Here is a 17,711-nt window from a genome sequence, read left to right as displayed (position 1 = left end):
GCGCGCAGGGCCCTGCCCGAACGGGCTGACCGCGTGCGGTCAGTCGGTCGTCCTCGTGAGTTCGAGGAGCAGGGCCTGCTCGGGGTTGAGGTTCGGCAGGGGAAGCCCGGCGAGGGTGAGTACGGAGCCGGGGAGGGACAGGCCGTCGGCGAGGGCCGCGGGCAGCCAGGCGGGTTCCGTCACCTCGTGGAAGGACGGTCGGCCCAGTTCGGCGCGCACCCGCACCCGGTAGGTCGCCTCGGGGTCCAGGCCGGGCAACGGCACCCGCCCGTACTGGCCCTCGGGGGAGGTGGCGAGCCGCGCCCAGCAGTACAGCGCGGCCGACCCGTCGTAAGCCACGACTCCGTGCAGCAGCGTCGACTCGTCGGCGAGGTCGGCGCGGACCGTGCGCCCGCCGTGGAGCAGCGGGCGCAGCTCGCGGTGGAGCGCGGTCCAGGCGGTGAGCCGGGCGAGTTCCTCGGGGGAGCAGCGGGTGAGGTCCTGTTCGATGCCGGCGTGCCCGAACAGGGCTGTGGTCAGGCGCAGTTGATCGGAGCTGGCGCGGTCCGTGGTGTGGCTGGTGTGCGGGCCGACATGGGTGCCGACCAGTTCGGGGGGCAGCAGCTGCGCGGTCCAGCGCTGGATGGTCTGGCGCTCCACCGGGTCGTTGCAGTCCGAGGCCCAGACCCGGTCGGTCCGCTCCAGGATGCCCAGGTCGACCCGTCCGCCACCGGCGGCGCAGCTCTCGATCTCCAGCGCGGGATGGCGTTCCCGGAGCGCGTCGATCAGCCGGTAGAGGGCCACCACCTGGGCGTGCGCCACGGGACGGTCGGCGGCGGAGTGCACGGTCTCGTGGAGTTCCCGGTTGTGGTCCCACTTGAGACAGGCGATGGCGTACTTCTCCACCAGCGCGTCCAACGCGTCCAGCAGGTACTGCCAGGCATCGGGGTTGGCCAGGTCCAGCACATGCTGATGGCGGGCCGCGGGACCGACCCCACGGGCGGGGCCCAGCACCCAGTCGGGGTGCTCGCGGGCCAGGTCGGAGTCCAGGTTGATCATCTCCGGCTCGACCCACAGGCCGAACTCCATGCCGAGCGAGCGCACATGGTCCACCAGCGGGGTCAGTCCCTCGGGCCACACCACCGGGTCGACGGTCCAGTCGCCCAGCCCGGTGTCGTCCGAACGACGGCCCCGGAACCAGCCGTCGTCCAGCACGAACCGCTCGACCCCGACCTCGGCGGCCCGGTCGGCCAGCCGTAGCAGCCGGTCGAGATCGTGGTCGAAGTACACCGCCTCCCAGCTGTTGAGGATCACCGGGCGGGGGCCGCGAGGATGGCCGGGGCGGGCCCGGAGCAGGGCGTGGAAGCGGTCGGCGAGCCCGTCCAGGCCCTGGTCGGACCAGGCGAAGTGACAGACCGGGGCGGTGTACGACTCGCCGGGCGCGAGCCGGATCTCCCCGGCCCGCAGGAGTTCGCCGCCGCCGAGCACCGCCGCATGGGTGCCCGCGCCCTCCGGCAACTGCTCGGCCAGATACCGCTGGTCGCCGCTCCAGGCCACGTGAACGGCCCAGATCTCCCCGTCGCGGAAGCCGAATCCTGGCACGCCCACCGCCATGACGTACGGCGAGTCCAGTCCTGGCTTGCCCCGCCGCACCTCACGGGCATGGGTGCCGAAGCCCAGCGGCTGCCGCTGGGGTGAGCGCTCCCGGCTCCACTTGCCGGTGAAGTCGAGGACCTCCGAGGCCCGGCGCGGCAGCGGCAGCAGTGTGGTGATGTGCGCCAGGTCGTACGGCGCCGGGTCGGCGTCCGGCCGACGGGTGAGCGTGGTCCGTACGCCCAGTACTCCGGAGGGCTCCAGACGGTAGGAGAGAGTGACGTCGAGTCCGGTTCCGGGGTCGGTGAGGTGAAGGGTCAACTCCCCGCCCGCCGACCGCGGTTGGCAGGAACTGCCGGTCAGGGTCAGCCGGGGCGCGGCGAACGCGCCGGCGAGATGGCCCTCCTGGGCCGGGGTGCCCGACCAGGCGTCGGCCTCGGTGGGCCAGACGGTGAACCGGCGCGGGATGTCGACGGAGTTGTTGAGCACGGCGGGTTCGCCGGTCAGGGCGAGCGCTGCCAGGGCGTCCTGCGCGAGGTCGCCCAGGTCGGCCCCCCAGTGCAGCACCCTGGGCACCGGCTCGGTGAGCTCCACGACGAGGGCGGTGCCCGCCGCGCGCAGGATGTGGATCCGCGCCGTGGGGTCAGACATGCGGAGTTCCTTTCCGATCGTCCGGCTCCACCGGACGGGCCCGGCTCAGTGGGCCCGTCCGGCGGTCGGACAGGGAGTGCGGAGGGGGGTGGGGTCACTTCTTGGCGAGCAGCTGCTTGCTCTGCTTCTGCATGTCCGTGAAGACGGAGTCGCTCTTCTGTCCGGCGAAGTAGCCCTGGAACAGCGGCTGGAGGGCGTCCTGGAGGGCCGCGCCGTTGCCGTAGACCGGGGACGGGTAGAGAACCTTGTCCTTGATCATGTCCGTGAAGACGGACAGGTCGACGCCGGTCTTGGCCAGTGCCTTGGCCGAGGCGTCCATGGAGGCCGGGATCGACGGGAAGAAGGTGCCGGTCAGGGAGGCCTTGGACTGGCAGGCCTCGCTGCCCATGTAGGAGACCCACTTCCAGGTCAGGTCGGGGTTCTTGGTGCCGGCCCAGATGTTGTTCCCGTTGGAGTTGCTCAGCACGGCCCGAGTCTTGCCGTCGGGGCCGTAGGGGGTGGGCGCGATGCCGACCTTGAGGCCGGGGATCTTCACGAAGGTCGAGGCCTCCCACGAACCGCCGGTCTCCATCGCGACCTTGCCGGAGGAGAGCAGGTCGACGTCGCTGACGCTGTCCGTGAACTGCCCGATCCTGGGCGCGTAGCCCTTGTCGGTCAGCGAGCGGATCCAGTTCATGGTCTTCACGAACCGCGGGTCGGAGTAGTTGAACTCCGTCGGCCAGCTGGCCTTGTCGCCCAGCCGCCAGCCCGTGGTGCTGACCAGCGGGCTCCAGGTGGTCTGGCCGATGAAGTCCTTGGCCGCGATCTCCCCGTAGCCGTAGGTCTTGATGTGGGACTTGTCGAAGCCCTTCTCGTCGCCGCGGCGCCCCTTGGTGTCGATCGTCAGGTGGGCGATCATCTTGCCCAGCGTGCCGCCGTTGTCGGGGTTCCAGTTGAGCGAGTCGACGTCCTTCTCGGTGTAGCCGGCCTTCTTGACGGCGTCGTCGTTGAAGTAGAGGCCGGCCGCCGCCCAGTCCAGGGGCAGGGCGTACTGCTTGCCGTCGGTGAACTTCCAGGCGTCCACGCCGACCGAGAACCGGGACAGGTCGAAGTCGTCCTTCTTGATGTAGTCGTCCATCGCCAGCAGTTGGTGCTGGGAGGCGTACGCCTGGAAGAACTGGACGCTGTTCTGGAAGGCGTCGGGCGCGCTGCCGGCCACGAATCCGGCGGTCAGCTTGGTGAAGTAGTCGTTCACGTTGTACTGCGTGATCTTCACCGTGGTGCCGGGGTTGGCCTTCTCGAAGTCCGTGGCGCACACCTTGTACGCGGCGGCCTGCTTGTCGTCCCAGGTCCACCAGTTGACGGTCTTGGAACCGCCGGCGGAGGAGGAGCCGTTGGAGCACGCGGAGAGCAGAGCGGCCAGCGTGAGCGTGACGCCCAGCGCGACCGTCCTTCGAACTCCCTTGATTCTTCTCATTGTTCCTTCTTTCGGGATGACGCGGTGGGTGCGGGGGACGGCAGCACCGCCGGATGGGACGACGTCTTGAGGAGGGCGCCGAACGCGCCCAGGGCGACGGCCAGGTCCTCGGACCCGCCGGCGTCGTGGCCGTTGAACTCCCACAGCCGCAGCTCCTTGGGGCCGGCGTAGGCGTGGTAGGCGGCGATCGCGGTGACCGGCGGGCACACCTCGTCGCGCAGCCCGGCGGAGAACCAGGCCGGGGCGGTCGCGCGGCGGGCGAAGGCGAGCCCGTCGAAGTAGCCGAGGGTGTCGAAGGCCTGCTCCACCCGGTCCCGGCGGGCCGCCAGATAGCCGATGATCTCGGCGTACGGCTCGGCGGAGGTGATCCGGGTGGCCTGCCGGATGTCGCAGAGGAACGGCGACTGGAAGTGGGCCGCCGCCAGACCGGGCACCAGTCCGGCGACCGCCAGGGCGATGCCGCCGCCCTGGCTGGGGCCGACCAGGGCGACCCGGTCCGGGTCGACGAGGTCGGTGCGGGCGCGCAGCGCGTCGACCGCGCGGACGGCGTCGGTGAACACCCGCCGGTAGACGTAGGTGCCCTTGTCCTCGATGCCCCGGGTGAGGAAACCGGGATGCGCCGGGCCGCTGCCGACCGGGTCGGGGGTCGCGCCCCCGCCGGCCCAGGCGCCGCCCTGGCCGCGCGCGTCCACCAGCAGATGCGCGTACCCGGCGGACGCCCACAGCAGGTCGTCGATCGGGGCGCCGCGCCCGCTGCCGTAGCCGTGGAACTGGACCACGGCGGGCAGCGGGCCGCCGCGCCGCCTGGGGACCCGCAGCCAGGCGTGGACCGGGTGGCCGCCGAAGCCCGGGAGGACGGCGTCGAAGACGTCGACCGTCTCCAGGCCGGTGGCGACCTCCGTCAGCCGCAGCTCGGCTTCCCGTCCGGCGCGGGTCTCGGCGAGGGTGCCCTTCCAGAAGGTGTCGAAGTCGGCGGGTTCGCGGTAGACGCTGCGGTAGGCAAACAACTCGGGGACGTCCTGTTCGCTCAGCACGGCACCGGCTCCCCCCGGGGCCGCAGCAGAGCGTCCAGCTCCACCTGGTGACCGGCCGGAAGCAGCAGCTCGGCCGTGCGGCCGAGGCACCGGATCCGCACGGTCTCATCGGCGTCTCCGGTGAGCCTGCGCACGGTCGCACCGGTCAACTCGCCCTCGTTCCAGGCGAAGTCCACGGCCAGGCCGCCGCGGCAGCGCAGGTCCCTGGCCTCACCCTCGGTCCACTGGACGGGCAGCGCGGGCAGCAGATCGAGGACGCCGGTGTGGCTCTGTACCACCATCTCGGCCACGGCGGCCATCAGCCCGTAGTTGCCGTCGATCTGGAACGGTGGATGCGTGGAGAAGAGATTGGGCAGCAGCCCGCCCCAACGGGAGCCGTCCACCGGGGCGTCCACCCCCGCGTCACCGTCGAGCGGCCGGACCGCCTCAAGGAACAGCGAGCGCGCGGTCGGGGCGTCACGCAGCCACGCCCGCAGAACGATCTTCCAGGACCACGACCAGCCCATCGCCCCGGGACCGCGCCGGTCCATCGACTTCCGTGCGGCGGCGGCGAGTTCGGGAGTCGCGTCGGGATCGATCAGACCGAGCGGGTGTACGGCGATCAGGTGCGAGAGGTGACGGTGGTGCGGGTCGGCCTCGGTCAGGTCCTCGGCCCACTCCTGGAGCCGTCCCTCCGGTGAGAGAGGCAGCGGGCGCAGCCGGGGCAGCGCCGCGCGTATCTCGCCGGTCAGCGGTGTGTCCAGACCCAGCAACTCGGCCGCCGCCAGGGTTCGTTGGAAGGTGGCCCGGATCAGCGCCAGGTCCATGGTGGCGGTGCGGGTCAGGGACCTCGGGACGCCGTCGGCCAGGAACAGGTTCTCCGGGGAGATCGACGGCAGGGTGTCGAGATGCCCCGTGCCGTCGTCGACGAGCCAGTCGAGCAGGAACTCCGCGCAGCCGCTGAGCAACGGCCAGGCCCGCTCCCGCAGGAAGCCGAGGTCGCGGGTGAAGTCGTAGCGGTCCCACAGGTGTTGGGACAGCCAGGCGCCACCCATCATCCACAGCGCCCACGAAGTGTTGCCGTGCCCCATGCCGACCGGCAGTGCCCACCCCCACGGATCGGTGTTGTGATGCGCCACCCAGCCGCGCGCACCGTACAACTCCCGTGCCACCCGCGTGCCTTGTACGGCCATGCGGTCGAGCAGGTCGAACAGGGGCTCGTGACAGGCGCTGAGCCCGACCGTCTCCGCGCCCCAGTAGTTCATCTGCGTGTTGATGTTGATCGTGTAGTTGGACGACCAGGCGGGGCGCAGGTCGGCGTTCCAGATGCCCTGGAGGTTGGCCGGCGGGCCGGTGTGCGGGCGGGAGGCGGTGGCCAGGAGGTGGCGGCCGAGCTGGAACAGCACGGTGGCGGTGAGGAGTTCGTCGTCGCCGCCGAGGATGTCGCGGGCGACGTCGTAGGTGCCCGAGCGGCGCGGCCCGACACGCAGGGAGGTGCTGCCCGACAGGGCCCGTACGTCGGCCTCGTGGTCCTTGAGGAGACGGTCGGCGCCCTGCGCGAGGGCCCGCGCCGCGAGGTCGCCGGCCTCGGCCAGATGGGCAGCGCGGTCCAGGGCCGGAGCCCCGCTCCAGTCGCGGTCGGCCGCGGTGGAGGTGGCGAGGGTGAGCAGGACGCGGGAGGCGCCGGTGACGCGCAGACCTCCCTCGTCGTCCACGGTGGTCGTGCCGTCGGTGTGCACGGCGAGCGCGAGGGCGCCGAAGGGGTCGTAGCCGTCGACGGGACCGTCCGCGTAGCGCAGTGGCTCCGTGACCTCGGGTTCGTGGGCGGGGGCGCCGTCCACCGGTATCGCGATGCCCAGCGTGATGCCGTCGGGGGCGGCCGAGCGCAGTATCTCCCGCAGCGGGGTGGAGAGTTCGACGGACAGGTCCACGGTGCCGCCGTCCGCGTCCAGCGTCACGCACAGCGCGCCGCTGACGGCGTCGGCCCAGACCCGGCGCCGTACCGAGGTCCCGTCGAGGCCGAAGCCGTCCTCGGCGACCGCGGTGTCCAGGTCGAGCGTCCTGCCGCGGTACTCGGCGCGCTCGCCGCCCGGCACGGTCAGGTACAGGTCGGCGTACGGCAGGTACTCCTGGGTGTAGGGCCCCTCGAAGGTCATGAGCAGGGACTCGGCGTGGTCCTGGTCGCCGGCGCGCAGCGCGGCGCGGACCTCTTCGAGCCGCTCCGGACCGGCTCCCTGCGCACGGAGTGCGGCGAGGGCGGTGGCCGGCCCGGCGGGGGTGCCGGACCAGACGGTGGAGTCGTTGATCTGGATACGGGCCCGGCCGGTGCCGCCGAAGACCATCGCACCGATCCTGCCGTTGCCGACCGGGGCGGCCTCCGCCCAGGTGGCGGCGGGCGCGGGCCAGCTCAGCACCAGGTCGCTGGAGTGCATGGCTGTGTCGTCCAATCGCGGGGTGGGGCCGGTCACTTGAGGCCGGAGAAGCCGATGGAGTTGACGATGCGCTTGCCGAAGGCGACGAACAGCAGCAGCATCGGCAGCGCCGCGACCAGGGCGGCGGCCATCAACCCGGCCCAGTCGGGGGCCGCTTGGGGCGAGGACTGCTTGAAGACGCCGAGCGCGAGGGTCAGCGGCTGCACGTCCTGGCTGTTGGTGATCAGCAGCGGCCAGAAGTAGTCGTTCCAGGCGTTGACGAACATCAGCAGCGAGATGGTGGCGATCGGTGCGGTCGACATCGGCAGGATGATCCGGAAGAAGATCCGCAGCGGACCCGCGCCGTCGATGATGGCGGCTTCCTCGACCTCGGTGCTCAGGCCGAGCATGAACTGTCGCAGGAAGAACAGCGTGAAGGCCTGGAAGAGCGCCCCGGGCAGGATCAGTCCGGCGAACGTGTTGGTCAGTCCGAGGTCTTTGACGAGGACGAAGTTCGGCAGCAGCGTGAAGACGCTGGGCACCATCAGCGCGGTGATCAGGATGTTGAACACCAGGTTGCGGCCACGCCAGTGCAGCCGGGAGAACGCGTAGGCGCCGGCCGAGGCGAACAGGACGATCAGCACCGTCTGTACGGACGCGTAGATCAGCGAGTTGCGCAGGTAGAGCGCGATGTCGATGGCCGCGCCCGAGCCGCCCTGGGCCTGTGCCTCGGCGGTGGAGGCGATGCCGAGGACGCGTTCGAAGGCGCCCCAGGTGAAGCCCACCGGCAGGGGCGACGACGGGTGCGTGGACAGCTTGTAGTTGTTGGACAGCGCGGTGCGCAGGATCCAGCAGAACGGGAAGAGCGTGATGACGACGACGATGCCCAGATAGATCCAGGCGACGATCCTGCCGGGGGAGAGACTCCGGCGGTTCTTCCGGGGCCGGGGCCGGGCGGTGGCCGCCCGGCCGGGGGCGAGGGTGACTGCCATGACGGGCTCCTTCAGCTCAGGTCGGATTCGCCTGCGCGGGCGAGCCGCAGCTGGGTGAAGGTGACCGTGATGAGCAGGGCGAACAGGGCCAGCGAGAGGGTGGCGGCGTAGCCGAAGTCGAACTGCCTGAACGCCTTGCTGTAGATGTACATCTGCAGCACGTTCGAGGCGTTCGCCGGGCCGCCCTGGGTGATGACCTGCACGATGTCGAACACCTGGAAGGAGTTGATCACCGTCAGGACGACCACCATGACGAGGATCGGCCGCAGCAGGGGCACCGTGAGGCGCCGGAACATCTGCACCTCACTGGCGCCGTCGACCCGGCCGGCCTCGTAGATGGTCGACGGGATGGTCTGCAGTCCGGCGAAGATCAGCAGGGAGTAGTAACCCATCCACTTCCAGATGCTGATCGCGGCGAGGGACGGGACGGCCCAGCCGCTGCTGCCGAAGAAGAGGATGGAGTGGCCCGTCAGATGCTGCAGGACGAGGCTGACGACACCGAGGGACGGGTCGAGCATCCACTGCCACACCAGCGCGGCGATCACGTTGGAGATCAGGAACGGCAGCAGGATGACGCCGCGCAGCGCCGACGACTTGGTGACCCGGTGCAGCACCACGGCCGTCACCAGGGAGGCCAGGGTGCCGAAGACGACGGCCAGGATCACGAAGTAGACGGTGACGAGCAGGGAGTGCCAGAAGACGTCGTCGCCGAACATCTCGTGGAAGTTGGCCAGTCCCACCCAGTTCGGCGGGGTGAGGACATGGAAGTCGGTGAAGCTGAGGTAGATGCCGCGCAGGGTCGGATAGGCGTAGAAGACGGCGAATCCGACGACGGAGGGAATGATCAGGAGGAGGGCGACCGGCAGGTCGCGGCGGCGGGCCGCCGCGGACCTGGTCGGCGCGTGACGGCTCGCTCTGCGGGCCGAACGGGTCTTGCGGACGTGGGGGGTCGAGCCGGGGGCGGTGGCCGTGGTGGTCACCGCGGCGGACGGCGGTGTGGTCGGCGTCTTGGGCTCGCCCTGTGATGTGACCACCACGGAACTCTCCTCGGATGTCGGTCGGTTGGAACGCTGGTCGGGTCGGACGGACGACGGTCAGAGGGTGATGCGGTCCACGTCGGAGGCGTAGTCCGAGGCGTTGCCGAAGGTGATCGTGTTGTCGCCGGCCTTCAGCTGGACGGGCACGGTGATCGAGCTCGGCCGGCCCCAGTTGTTGTCGTTGCTGCCCGGCAGGAACTGCTGGAAGGAGCTGCCACCCGTGGTGATGATCATCGTGCGGCCGGTGTCGCCGTCGAGGTAGTCGACCTTCATCAGGTAGGTGCCGTCGCGGGGCGCGGTGACGTGGTTGACCGCCAGGGTTCCGGTGCCGCCGAGGTTGCCGACCTTCTTGCCGCCCGAGCATGCGGAGCAGTCGCCCACGGAGGCGTTGCCGCTGAGGGTGTTCCCGGAGGCCTCGGCCTCATAGGACACCGGCCCGCCGACCGCCGGGGTGGTGACGTCGACTCCCTTGCTGGGGGCGGACTTTCGGCCCTTCGCGTCGTGGGCGACCACGGTGAGGGAGTAGGCGGTACCGGCCTTCAGACCGCTCACGGTGGCGGAGGTGCCGGTGCCGGTGGCCTTCTTGGTGCCGCCTGCGTACACGTCGTAACCGGTGGTCCTCGTACCGGAGTTCACCGCGCTCCAGGCGAGCGAGACGCTGCCGGCCGTCGACGCGGTGCCGTGCGCGTTGAGCGGCACACCCGGGTGGCTGCCGGTGCCCGGAGGCGTGATGCGCAGCAGTCGCGAGCCGTGCGGGGCCAGGTTGGCGGTGAACCTGCCGCTGGCCGAGGCGAGGTTCTTGTGGCTCCACAGGTCGCGGACCTTGGCCTTGCCGGTGATGCCGAGGTCGCCGAAGTCGGCGGTCACGTCCGAGTAGCCTTTGCCCAGGTTGAACAGGGCCACGGTGTAACTGCCGTCCGTGTTGCGGGTGTACCAGGTCTGCTGCGGGGTCTTCTGGCTGACCGGCCTGGCGGGGGTGCCCGCCTGGTCGACCGCGATGACCTCGTCGTTGGTGAGCAGCTTCAGGCCGTACTTGTCGAGCTTGGTGAGGTCGTCACCGATGTACAGCGGCGCCGCCTCGATGGCCCACAGCGTCATGTAGCTCTGCCGCTCGGTCTGGTTGACGCCGTCCATGACGTCCGAGCCCACGTCGAGCGAGTCGAGGTTGTTCCAGTGCCCCGGCCCGGCGTCGTCGATCCACGGCACGACGTCGTTCCAGCGCGCCTTCACGGAGTTGTTCCACGTCACCAGGGTGTCGCAGTAGCACTCGACGTCCGTGTCGACGCGCCAGCCGTTGGAGTTGGCCTTCCAGACGTCGGCCTGGTTGTGGCTGAGCGACCAGGACAGGGTGAACTCGATGGGCCGCCCGGTGTTCTTCAGGGCGGTGTGCCACGCCTGGATGTCGGGGACGTTGTTGTGCGCGTCGTCGCCCTGGTTCGAGCCGGGGCCCACCCCGTCGATCTTGAGGAAGTCGACGCCGAACGAGGCCAGTTGGTCGGCCTCGGACTGGATGTACTTGGTGGTGCAGGGGCTGGCGAAGTTCAGCTGGTACGAGACGTCGTCCCAGCCGCTGGTCTTGCGCAGGTCCGGGTAGACGATGTCCTTGGTGGTGCAGCCGGGGGCGTTGTAGATCGGCGTCTTGCCGTCGTTGTACGCCTGCTGGTAGAGGCCGACGGCCAGATAGAGGCCGAACTTCAGTCCCTTGCGGTGGAGTTGGTCCGCCAGGTACTTCATCCCGTGCGGGAACTTCGTCAGGTTCGGCGTCGGCCGGGCATAGGCGTCGCCCTTGGCGTCGTTCCAACCGGCGTCCACGTTCACGTAGTTGTAGCCGTGCGACTTCAACTTCGAGGACAGCACGCCCGCCTGTTGCAGGACGTGTGCCTCGGTGAGCCAATTCCCGCCGTAGTCGGGGAAGTTGGTGGATTCGACGCTCCAGGTGCTGTAGCCCATGTACGGCTTGGCGGCCACGAGGGGCGTGCTCGTGGCACCGGACGCCTGGGCCCCCGAGGCGTCCGCGCTGGTCGCGGCCCGTGCGGAGGCGGGCACGATGAGAGCCGCCGTGAGGGCGGTGAGGCAGGTGAGGGTTCTCAGACGTGTGGGTCGAGCTGGACGAGGCATGTGTGTACTCCGTCAGGGCGCGGCTGCAGGCGGGTTCCCGCCTGAGGTGTCGAGGTGCGGGGAGCCCCTCGGTGGTGGTCGTCCCGGGACATCACCGAGAGGGTTCGCTGGGACCAACGGGCGAGTGGGTGGGGGCCACACACTCCTCACCGGCGCAGGACCGTCCCGTCCGCCCCGACGAGGAGTGCGGCGAATCTAGGCTTAGTTTCCTTCCAACGTCAACATAGTCGGCGCCCAGAAAACTCCGACCTTTGTGAGGCCTGATGGGGGTTTTCGGCCGCTGGCTGTCGAATGACCTGCGGTTTCAAGCCGATAGGGCCGATGTATAGCCCTTGTCTTACTTTCCAAAGGAAAGGTAACGTCGCCCCATGACCCTCGCCGACCAGCCACCCGCGGCCGCACTCGTCCTGCAGACCCTGCTCCAGCACGGTCCGCTGAGTCGGGCCGAGATCGGCCGGCGGACCGGGCTGACCCCGGGAGCCGTCACCAAAGTGGCCACCTCGCTCATGGCCGACGGCTGGATCACCGAGGGCGGCCGGCCCACCACCGAGCGGACCAACGGCCGCCCGGCGACCCCGGTCGAAGTGCGGGCAGACCGCGCCCTGTTCGCCGGTGTGAAGGTCACCGGCGAGGAACTCATCGGCGTACTGGCCGACTTGACGGCCCGTCCGCTGGCCTCCCGGCGCGTCCGCCTCGACTCGCGCGACGTGGGCACCGTGGTGCTGGCCATCGCCCGGCTGGTCGACGAACTGCGCACGGCGGCGAACCTGGAGGGCAGCACCGGCCTCCACGGCATCGGGGTCACCATCTCCGGCGACGTGGACAGCCAGTTGGGCACGGTCCAGTACTCGCCCTTCCTCGACTGGCGCCGGGTGCCGCTCGCCCAACTCGTCGAGACGGCCACCGGGACACCTACGGTCATCGAGAACGACGTACGGGCCCTGACCGTGGCCGAGCAGTGGTTCGGCGCGGGCGTCGGACTGTCGATCTTCGCCCTGGTCACCGTCGGCGCCGGCATCGGCGCCGGGCTCTGTGTCGCCGGCCGGGTGGTCTCCGGAGCGCACGGCGTGGCGGGCGAGGTGGGGCACCTGCCGGTGAGTGGCACCGACCGGGTCTGCACCTGCGGCAACACCGGGTGCGTGGAGGCCGTCGCCTCCACCCACGCGATCGTCGAGCAGGCCCGACAGGCCACCGGCGACGCGGAGTTGACCATGGACGGCGCGATCCGCCTCGCGCACACCGGCGACCCCGCCGTCCGGACCGTCTTCGCCCGCGCCGGACACGCCGTGGGCCTCGCCCTGGCCTGCGTCGCCAACCTCATCGGACCGGAGCGGATCATCATCTCCGGCGAGGGCGTCGCCTCCTACGACCTGTTCGCCGACCACATCCGGCAGGCCTTCGTGGACCACGCCTTCGGTGCCGCGGTCGACTGCGATCTCGTGGTCCGCCCCCTGCCGTTCGAGGAGTGGGCACGCGGCGGGGCGGTCGTCGCGGCCCAACGCGTCTTCGCTCCCGCGAAGTAGGGCGGCGAAGTGTGAACGGGACGGGTCGATAGTCTGCTGCCCGACCAGGGCGACCGGAGCCGAGCCCCGGCGCACGCGCGCGACCACCGAGGTGAGATATGCACTTCACCACCCGACCCACGCTCCAGGGCACCTTCGGCATGGTGTCCTCCACGCACTGGCTGGCCTCGCAGTCGGCGATGGCCGTCCTGGAGGACGGCGGCAACGCGTACGACGCGGCCGTCGCCGGGGCGTTCGTCCTGCACGTCGTGGAACCGCACCTCAACGGACCCGCCGGTGAGGTGCCCATCCTGCTGGCCCCGGCGGGCGGCGAGGTGCGGGTGCTGTGCGGCCAGGGTGTCGCCCCCGCGGGCGCGACGATCGAGCACTACAGGGGACTCGGTCTGGATCTCGTACCCGGTACGGGACCCCTCGCGGCGGCCGTTCCCGGCGCCTTCGACGCCTGGATGCTCCTCCTTCGGGACCACGGCACGAAGTCCCTGGCCGACGTCCTGAAGTACGCCATCGGGTACGCCGAGGACGGCCACGCGTGCGTGGAGAACGTCGGGGCGACCGTCGAGGCCGTACGGGAGCTGTTCGAGACGGAGTGGACCTCGTCGGCGGACGTGTACCTGCCCGACGGGAAGGCCCCCCGGCCCGGCGAGCTGTTCCGCAACCCCGCCCTGGCCGCCACCTGGAAGCGACTCCTCACCGAGGTCGCCGGGGTGGGCGACCGGGAGGCCCAGATCGAGGCGGCACGGGAGGTGTGGCGGTCCGGGTTCATCGCCGAGGCCCTCGTACGGCAGTCCGGGCGGCCCACCATGGACACCAGCGGCGAGCACCGCACCGGCACGCTCACGGCCGCCGACCTGGCCTCCTGGTCCGCGTCCTACGAGGCACCGGCGACGTACGACTGGAACGGCTGGACCCTGTGCAAGGCCGGCCCCTGGAGCCAGGGCCCGGTCCTCCTCCAGCAACTGGCTCTGCTCCCGGCCGAGTTGCCCGCCTACGAATCCGCCGACTACGTCCATCTGCTGATCGAGGGCTGCAAGCTCGCGATGGCCGACCGGGAGGCCTGGTACGGGGACGCGGGCGAGGACGCCGTACCGCTGGGGGAGTTGCTGTCGGCGGACTACAACGACGCGCGGCGGGAGCTGATCGGCGAGAAGGCGTCGTACGAGCTGCGGCCCGGCAGCCCCGGAGGGCGCGCGCCGCGACTGTGCGGGCACGCGCGCGTGGTGGCGCCCGAGGAGTCCGGGTTCGACCCGATGGGGGCGGGGGAGCCGACCGTCGCGCGGGTGAGCGCCGACGGCGGTACCCGTGGCGACACCTGCCACCTCGACGTCGTCGACCGCTGGGGCAACATGATCGCGGCCACGCCCAGCGGCGGCTGGCTGCAGTCCAACCCGGTGGTGCCCGAGCTGGGCTTCCCCCTCGGCACCCGGCTCCAGATGGCCTGGCTGGAGCCCGGCCTGCCCAACTCCCTTGCCCCGGGCCGCCGTCCGCGCACCACGCTCACCCCGTCGATCGCCCTGCGCGACGGAGTGCCGGTCCTGGCGTTCGGCACGCCCGGCGGGGACCAGCAGGACCAGTGGCAGCTGCACTTCTTCCTGGCGGTCGCCACGCGCGCGAAGGCACGCGGCGGCCTCGACCTCCAGGGCGCGATCGACGCTCCGAACTGGCACAACGACAGCTTCCCCGGCTCCTTCTACCCGCGCGGTATGCGCCCCGGGAGCGTCACCGTCGAGTCCCGCATGGACGCGGCGGTGGTGGAGGAGCTGCGGCGACGCGGCCATGACGTGACCGTCGGCGACGCCTGGTCCGAGGGGCGGCTGTGCGCGGTCGCCCGGGATCCTGCGGCCGGGATCCTGTCGGCGGCGGCGAATCCGCGGGGCATGCAGGGGTACGCCGTGGGGCGCTGACCTGCCGTGGGAGGGACCGGCTCCCCGTGATCTCCGGCGCCGGGTGTTCATGGTGATTCCACCCGGAGTGCACCGGGCGGGTGGGGATTGTCAGTGACGCGTGCTCTCATGGAGGCATGATCGAAGACACCGAAACCATCGACGAGTTTCTCGTACAGCACACGGCCGACGTCGAAGAAGCCATCCGCAGGGCGGCGGCCACGGAGATCATGCCCCGCTTCCGGCAGCTCGCGGCACACGAGGTCGACCAGAAGAGCGGCCCGCACGACCTGGTCACGGACGCCGACCGCAACGCCGAGCGGTACCTGACCAAGGTGCTCGGCTCCCTCCTGCCCGGCTCCGTCGTCGTCGGCGAGGAAGCGGTGCACGCCGACCCGGAGACGTACGAGGCGATACAGGGCGACGCCCCGGTCTGGATCGTCGACCCGGTCGACGGGACACGGCAGTTCGTGCGCGGCGAGACCGGCTTCTGCACCCTGGTCGCGCTCGCCCGGCACGGTGAGCTGCTCGCCTCCTGGGCCTACGCGGCGGCCCGCGACCAGATGGCCACGGCCGTCAAGGGCGGCGGCGCCTTCCTCGACGGCGTACGGCTGCGCTCCGGCGCCCCGGACCCCGCCCGGGACCTGGAAGTGGCCACCTCCCACCCGGACTACACGACGGACGCCCAGAAGCGCGCCCTGCTCGGCCTGTGGGCGGACGGCGTGCACACGCGCCCGTGCGGCTCGGCGGGCCTGGAGTATCTCGCCGTCGCCCGGGGCGAGTTGGACGCCACGGCCTTCTCCTGGGAGGCCGCCTGGGACCACGCGGCGGGCCTGCTCCTCGTCGAGGAGGCGGGCGGCGCCCACCGCACGCTCACGGGGGAGCCGTTCCGCATCACCGGTGGCAACGCGCTGCCGTTCACGGCGGCCCGGGACGCGGCGACCGCGCAGCGCGTGATGGAGCTGCTGAGGGCGTCGTAGGGTCACGGGTTGCGCTCACCTGGAGGGCTGACCCCGGGAGTGTCAGTCCCGCGGCATATCCTGATGTCGAGTGGCCATCGGCTGACGAAGGGGTCCCAAGGTGCCGTCGATGCTCGATGCGGTCGTGGTGGGTGCGGGGCCGAACGGACTGACGGCCGCCGTGGAGCTGGCCCGGCGTGGCTTCTCCGTGGCCGTGTTCGAGGCCCGGGGCACGGTGGGCGGAGGCGCCCGCACCGAGGAGCTGACCCTCCCCGGTTTCCGGCACGACCCCTGCTCGGCGGCACACCCGCTCGGCATCAACTCCCCGGCGTTCCGCGCCCTGCCGCTGGAGCGTTACGGCCTGGAGTGGCTGCACCCCGAGCTGCCGATGGCGCATCCCTTCACCGACGGCAGCGCGGCCGTGCTGTCGCGCTCGGTCGCGGAGACGGCGGCCTCGTTCGGACCGCGTGACGCGGGCGCGTACCGCAGGCTGGTCGAGCCCTTCCTCCCCAAGTGGGACACCCTGGTCCGCGACTTCATGTCCCTGCCGCGCACCGCGCTGCCGCGTGACCCGGTCACCCTCGCCCGCTTCGGACTGACCGGCCTGCCCCCGTCGACCTGGCTGACCAGCCGCTTCCAGGACGAGCGTGCCAAGACCCTGTTCGCCGGACTTGTCGGCCATGTCATGGCCCCCCTCAGCGGCTTCGCCACCGGCGCGATCGGCCTGGTCTTCGCCCTCGCGGCACACGCGCGTGGCTGGCCGGTGGCGCGCGGCGGCTCCCAGTCCATCTCGGACGCCCTGGCCGCCTACCTGAAGGACCTCGGCGGCGCGATCCACACCGACTACGAGGTCAAGCGTCTCGACGACCTCCCGCCGGCCCGCGCCTACGTCTTCGACACCTCGCCCACCGCCCTGGCGAAGATCGCGGGCTTCGGCGACTACTACGCGAACTACCGTTACGGCGCAGGCGTGTTCAAGGTCGACTACGCCCTGGACGGGCCGGTGCCCTGGACCGCCGAGGAGGCGCGCACCGCCGGCACGGTACAGATCGGCGCCGACAGCACGGAGATCGGCACCGCCCTGCGCGCCGCGTCCCGCGAGAACCGCGCCCCCGAGAAGCCGTTCATGATCACCGTGCAGCCCAGCGTCGTCGACCCCACCCGCGCTCCGGCCGGAAAGCAGGTCTTCTGGGCCTACGGCCATGTCCCCAGCGGCTGGACCGGCGACCTCACGGACGCCCTGGAACGCCAACTGGAGCGCTTCGCCCCGGGGTTCCGCGACCGCGTCCTCGCCCGCGCGACCGCGGGCCCACCCGAACTCGCCGCCCGCAACGCCAACTACGTGGGCGGCGACATCGGCACCGGCGCGGTCACCGGCCTCCAGATCCTGCTGCGCCCCAAACTCTCCCTCTCCCCGTACGGCACCCCGCACCCGGCCGTCTTCATCTGCTCCTCGGCGACCCCGCCCGGCCCCGGAGTGCACGGCATGTCGGGACACAACGCGGCGAAGGCCGTCTGGCGGAGACTGAGGCAGTCATGACCACCGTCACTGTCACCCTCGTCCGGGGTGACATCACCCGCCAGAGCGCCGACGCGATCGTCAACGCGGCCAACTCCTCACTTCTGGGCGGCGGAGGAGTCGACGGCGCGATCCACCGCCGGGGCGGCCCCGCGATCCTGGCGGACTGCCGCAGGCTCCGCGCCTCGCACTACGGCAAGGGCCTGGCCACCGGCAAGGCGGTCGCGACGACGGCGGGGGAACTGGACGCGCGGTGGGTGATCCACACGGTGGGACCCGTCTACTCCCGCGAGGAGGACCGCTCGGAGCTGCTGACCTCCTGCTACCGCGAGTCCCTGCGCGTCGCCGACGAACTCGGCGCCCGTACGGTCGCGTTCCCCGCCGTCTCGGCCGGGATCTTCGGCTGGCCGATGGACGACGCGGCGCGGATCGCCGTAGCGACGGTTCGGGCGGCGCAGACATCGGTCGAGGAGGTCACGTTCGTCCTCTTCGACGAGGCGGCGTACGAGGCGTTCGGCCGGCAGGTGCGCTGACCGACGGTCGTGGCCCGTCGGCCCAACTCGCCCGAGGAACCTGGGTA

General features: G+C 71.1%; 12 protein-coding genes. 5 read left to right on the top strand and 7 right to left on the bottom strand.

From position 1 onward, the window contains the following. Positions 1 to 39: 39 nt before the first annotated feature. The 7 genes from OG226_RS11105 to OG226_RS11075 all read right to left on the bottom strand — a co-directional run bounded on the left by OG226_RS11105 (position 40) and on the right by OG226_RS11075 (position 11,250). A complete protein-coding gene (locus OG226_RS11105; RefSeq protein ID WP_329348756.1) occupies positions 40 to 2,223 on the bottom strand; it encodes an alpha-galactosidase in 2,184 nt (727 codons plus the stop codon). A 94-nt stretch (positions 2,224 to 2,317) separates the two neighbouring features. Then, positions 2,318 to 3,679 (bottom strand): ABC transporter substrate-binding protein, encoded by a 1,362-nt coding sequence (locus tag OG226_RS11100; RefSeq protein WP_329348755.1) that lies wholly within the window; start codon positions 3,677 to 3,679, stop codon positions 2,318 to 2,320. After that, on the bottom strand, positions 3,676 to 4,713 hold the full coding sequence (locus tag OG226_RS11095) for an acetylxylan esterase (RefSeq protein WP_329348754.1): 1,038 nt from the start codon (positions 4,711 to 4,713) through the stop codon (positions 3,676 to 3,678). Before OG226_RS11095 ends, OG226_RS11100 begins: the two co-directional genes overlap by 4 nt. Then, positions 4,707 to 7,124 (bottom strand): glycosyl hydrolase family 95 catalytic domain-containing protein, encoded by a 2,418-nt coding sequence (locus tag OG226_RS11090; protein WP_329348753.1) that lies wholly within the window; start codon positions 7,122 to 7,124, stop codon positions 4,707 to 4,709. The genes OG226_RS11095 and OG226_RS11090 overlap by 7 nt, the downstream gene beginning before the upstream one ends. 32 nt (positions 7,125 to 7,156) lie before the next feature. Continuing rightward, on the bottom strand, positions 7,157 to 8,095 hold the full coding sequence (locus OG226_RS11085; RefSeq protein WP_329348752.1) for a carbohydrate ABC transporter permease: 939 nt from the start codon (positions 8,093 to 8,095) through the stop codon (positions 7,157 to 7,159). A gap of 11 nt (positions 8,096 to 8,106) precedes the next feature. Then, positions 8,107 to 9,132 carry a carbohydrate ABC transporter permease gene (locus OG226_RS11080; protein ID WP_329348751.1) on the bottom strand — a complete coding sequence of 342 codons (1,026 nt, stop codon included), beginning with the start codon at positions 9,130 to 9,132 and terminating at the stop codon, positions 8,107 to 8,109. 57 nt (positions 9,133 to 9,189) lie between these two features. Next, positions 9,190 to 11,250, bottom strand: coding sequence for a fibronectin type III domain-containing protein (locus OG226_RS11075; protein WP_329348750.1), 2,061 nt, complete (start codon positions 11,248 to 11,250; stop codon positions 9,190 to 9,192). A 368-nt stretch (positions 11,251 to 11,618) separates the two neighbouring features. Here OG226_RS11075 and OG226_RS11070 point away from each other — a divergent pair, with 368 nt between their 5' ends. The 5 genes from OG226_RS11070 to OG226_RS11050 all read left to right on the top strand — a co-directional run bounded on the left by OG226_RS11070 (position 11,619) and on the right by OG226_RS11050 (position 17,664). Continuing rightward, the gene (locus OG226_RS11070; protein WP_329348749.1) at positions 11,619 to 12,773 is read left to right on the top strand and encodes an ROK family transcriptional regulator; all 1,155 of its coding nucleotides are present in this window, start codon (positions 11,619 to 11,621) and stop codon (positions 12,771 to 12,773) included. Between the two features lie 98 nt (positions 12,774 to 12,871). Further along, a complete protein-coding gene (locus OG226_RS11065) occupies positions 12,872 to 14,674 on the top strand; it encodes a gamma-glutamyltransferase family protein (RefSeq protein WP_329348748.1) in 1,803 nt (600 codons plus the stop codon). Positions 14,675 to 14,790: 116 nt separating this feature from the next. After that, positions 14,791 to 15,633 carry an inositol monophosphatase family protein gene (locus OG226_RS11060; RefSeq protein WP_328676817.1) on the top strand — a complete coding sequence of 281 codons (843 nt, stop codon included), beginning with the start codon at positions 14,791 to 14,793 and terminating at the stop codon, positions 15,631 to 15,633. A 109-nt stretch (positions 15,634 to 15,742) separates the two neighbouring features. Next, on the top strand, positions 15,743 to 17,152 hold the full coding sequence (locus OG226_RS11055; RefSeq protein ID WP_328676815.1) for a phytoene desaturase family protein: 1,410 nt from the start codon (positions 15,743 to 15,745) through the stop codon (positions 17,150 to 17,152). Then, positions 17,149 to 17,664: an O-acetyl-ADP-ribose deacetylase gene (locus tag OG226_RS11050; RefSeq protein ID WP_328676813.1), complete on the top strand. Its 516-nt coding sequence runs from the start codon at positions 17,149 to 17,151 to the stop codon at positions 17,662 to 17,664. The genes OG226_RS11055 and OG226_RS11050 overlap by 4 nt, the downstream gene beginning before the upstream one ends. The last annotated feature ends 47 nt before the right edge of the window (positions 17,665 to 17,711 follow it).

The organism is Streptomyces sp. NBC_01261 (genome assembly GCF_036226385.1).
GTDB lineage: Bacteria > Actinomycetota > Actinomycetes > Streptomycetales > Streptomycetaceae > Streptomyces.
This window is presented reverse-complemented; position numbering and strand designations above follow the sequence as displayed.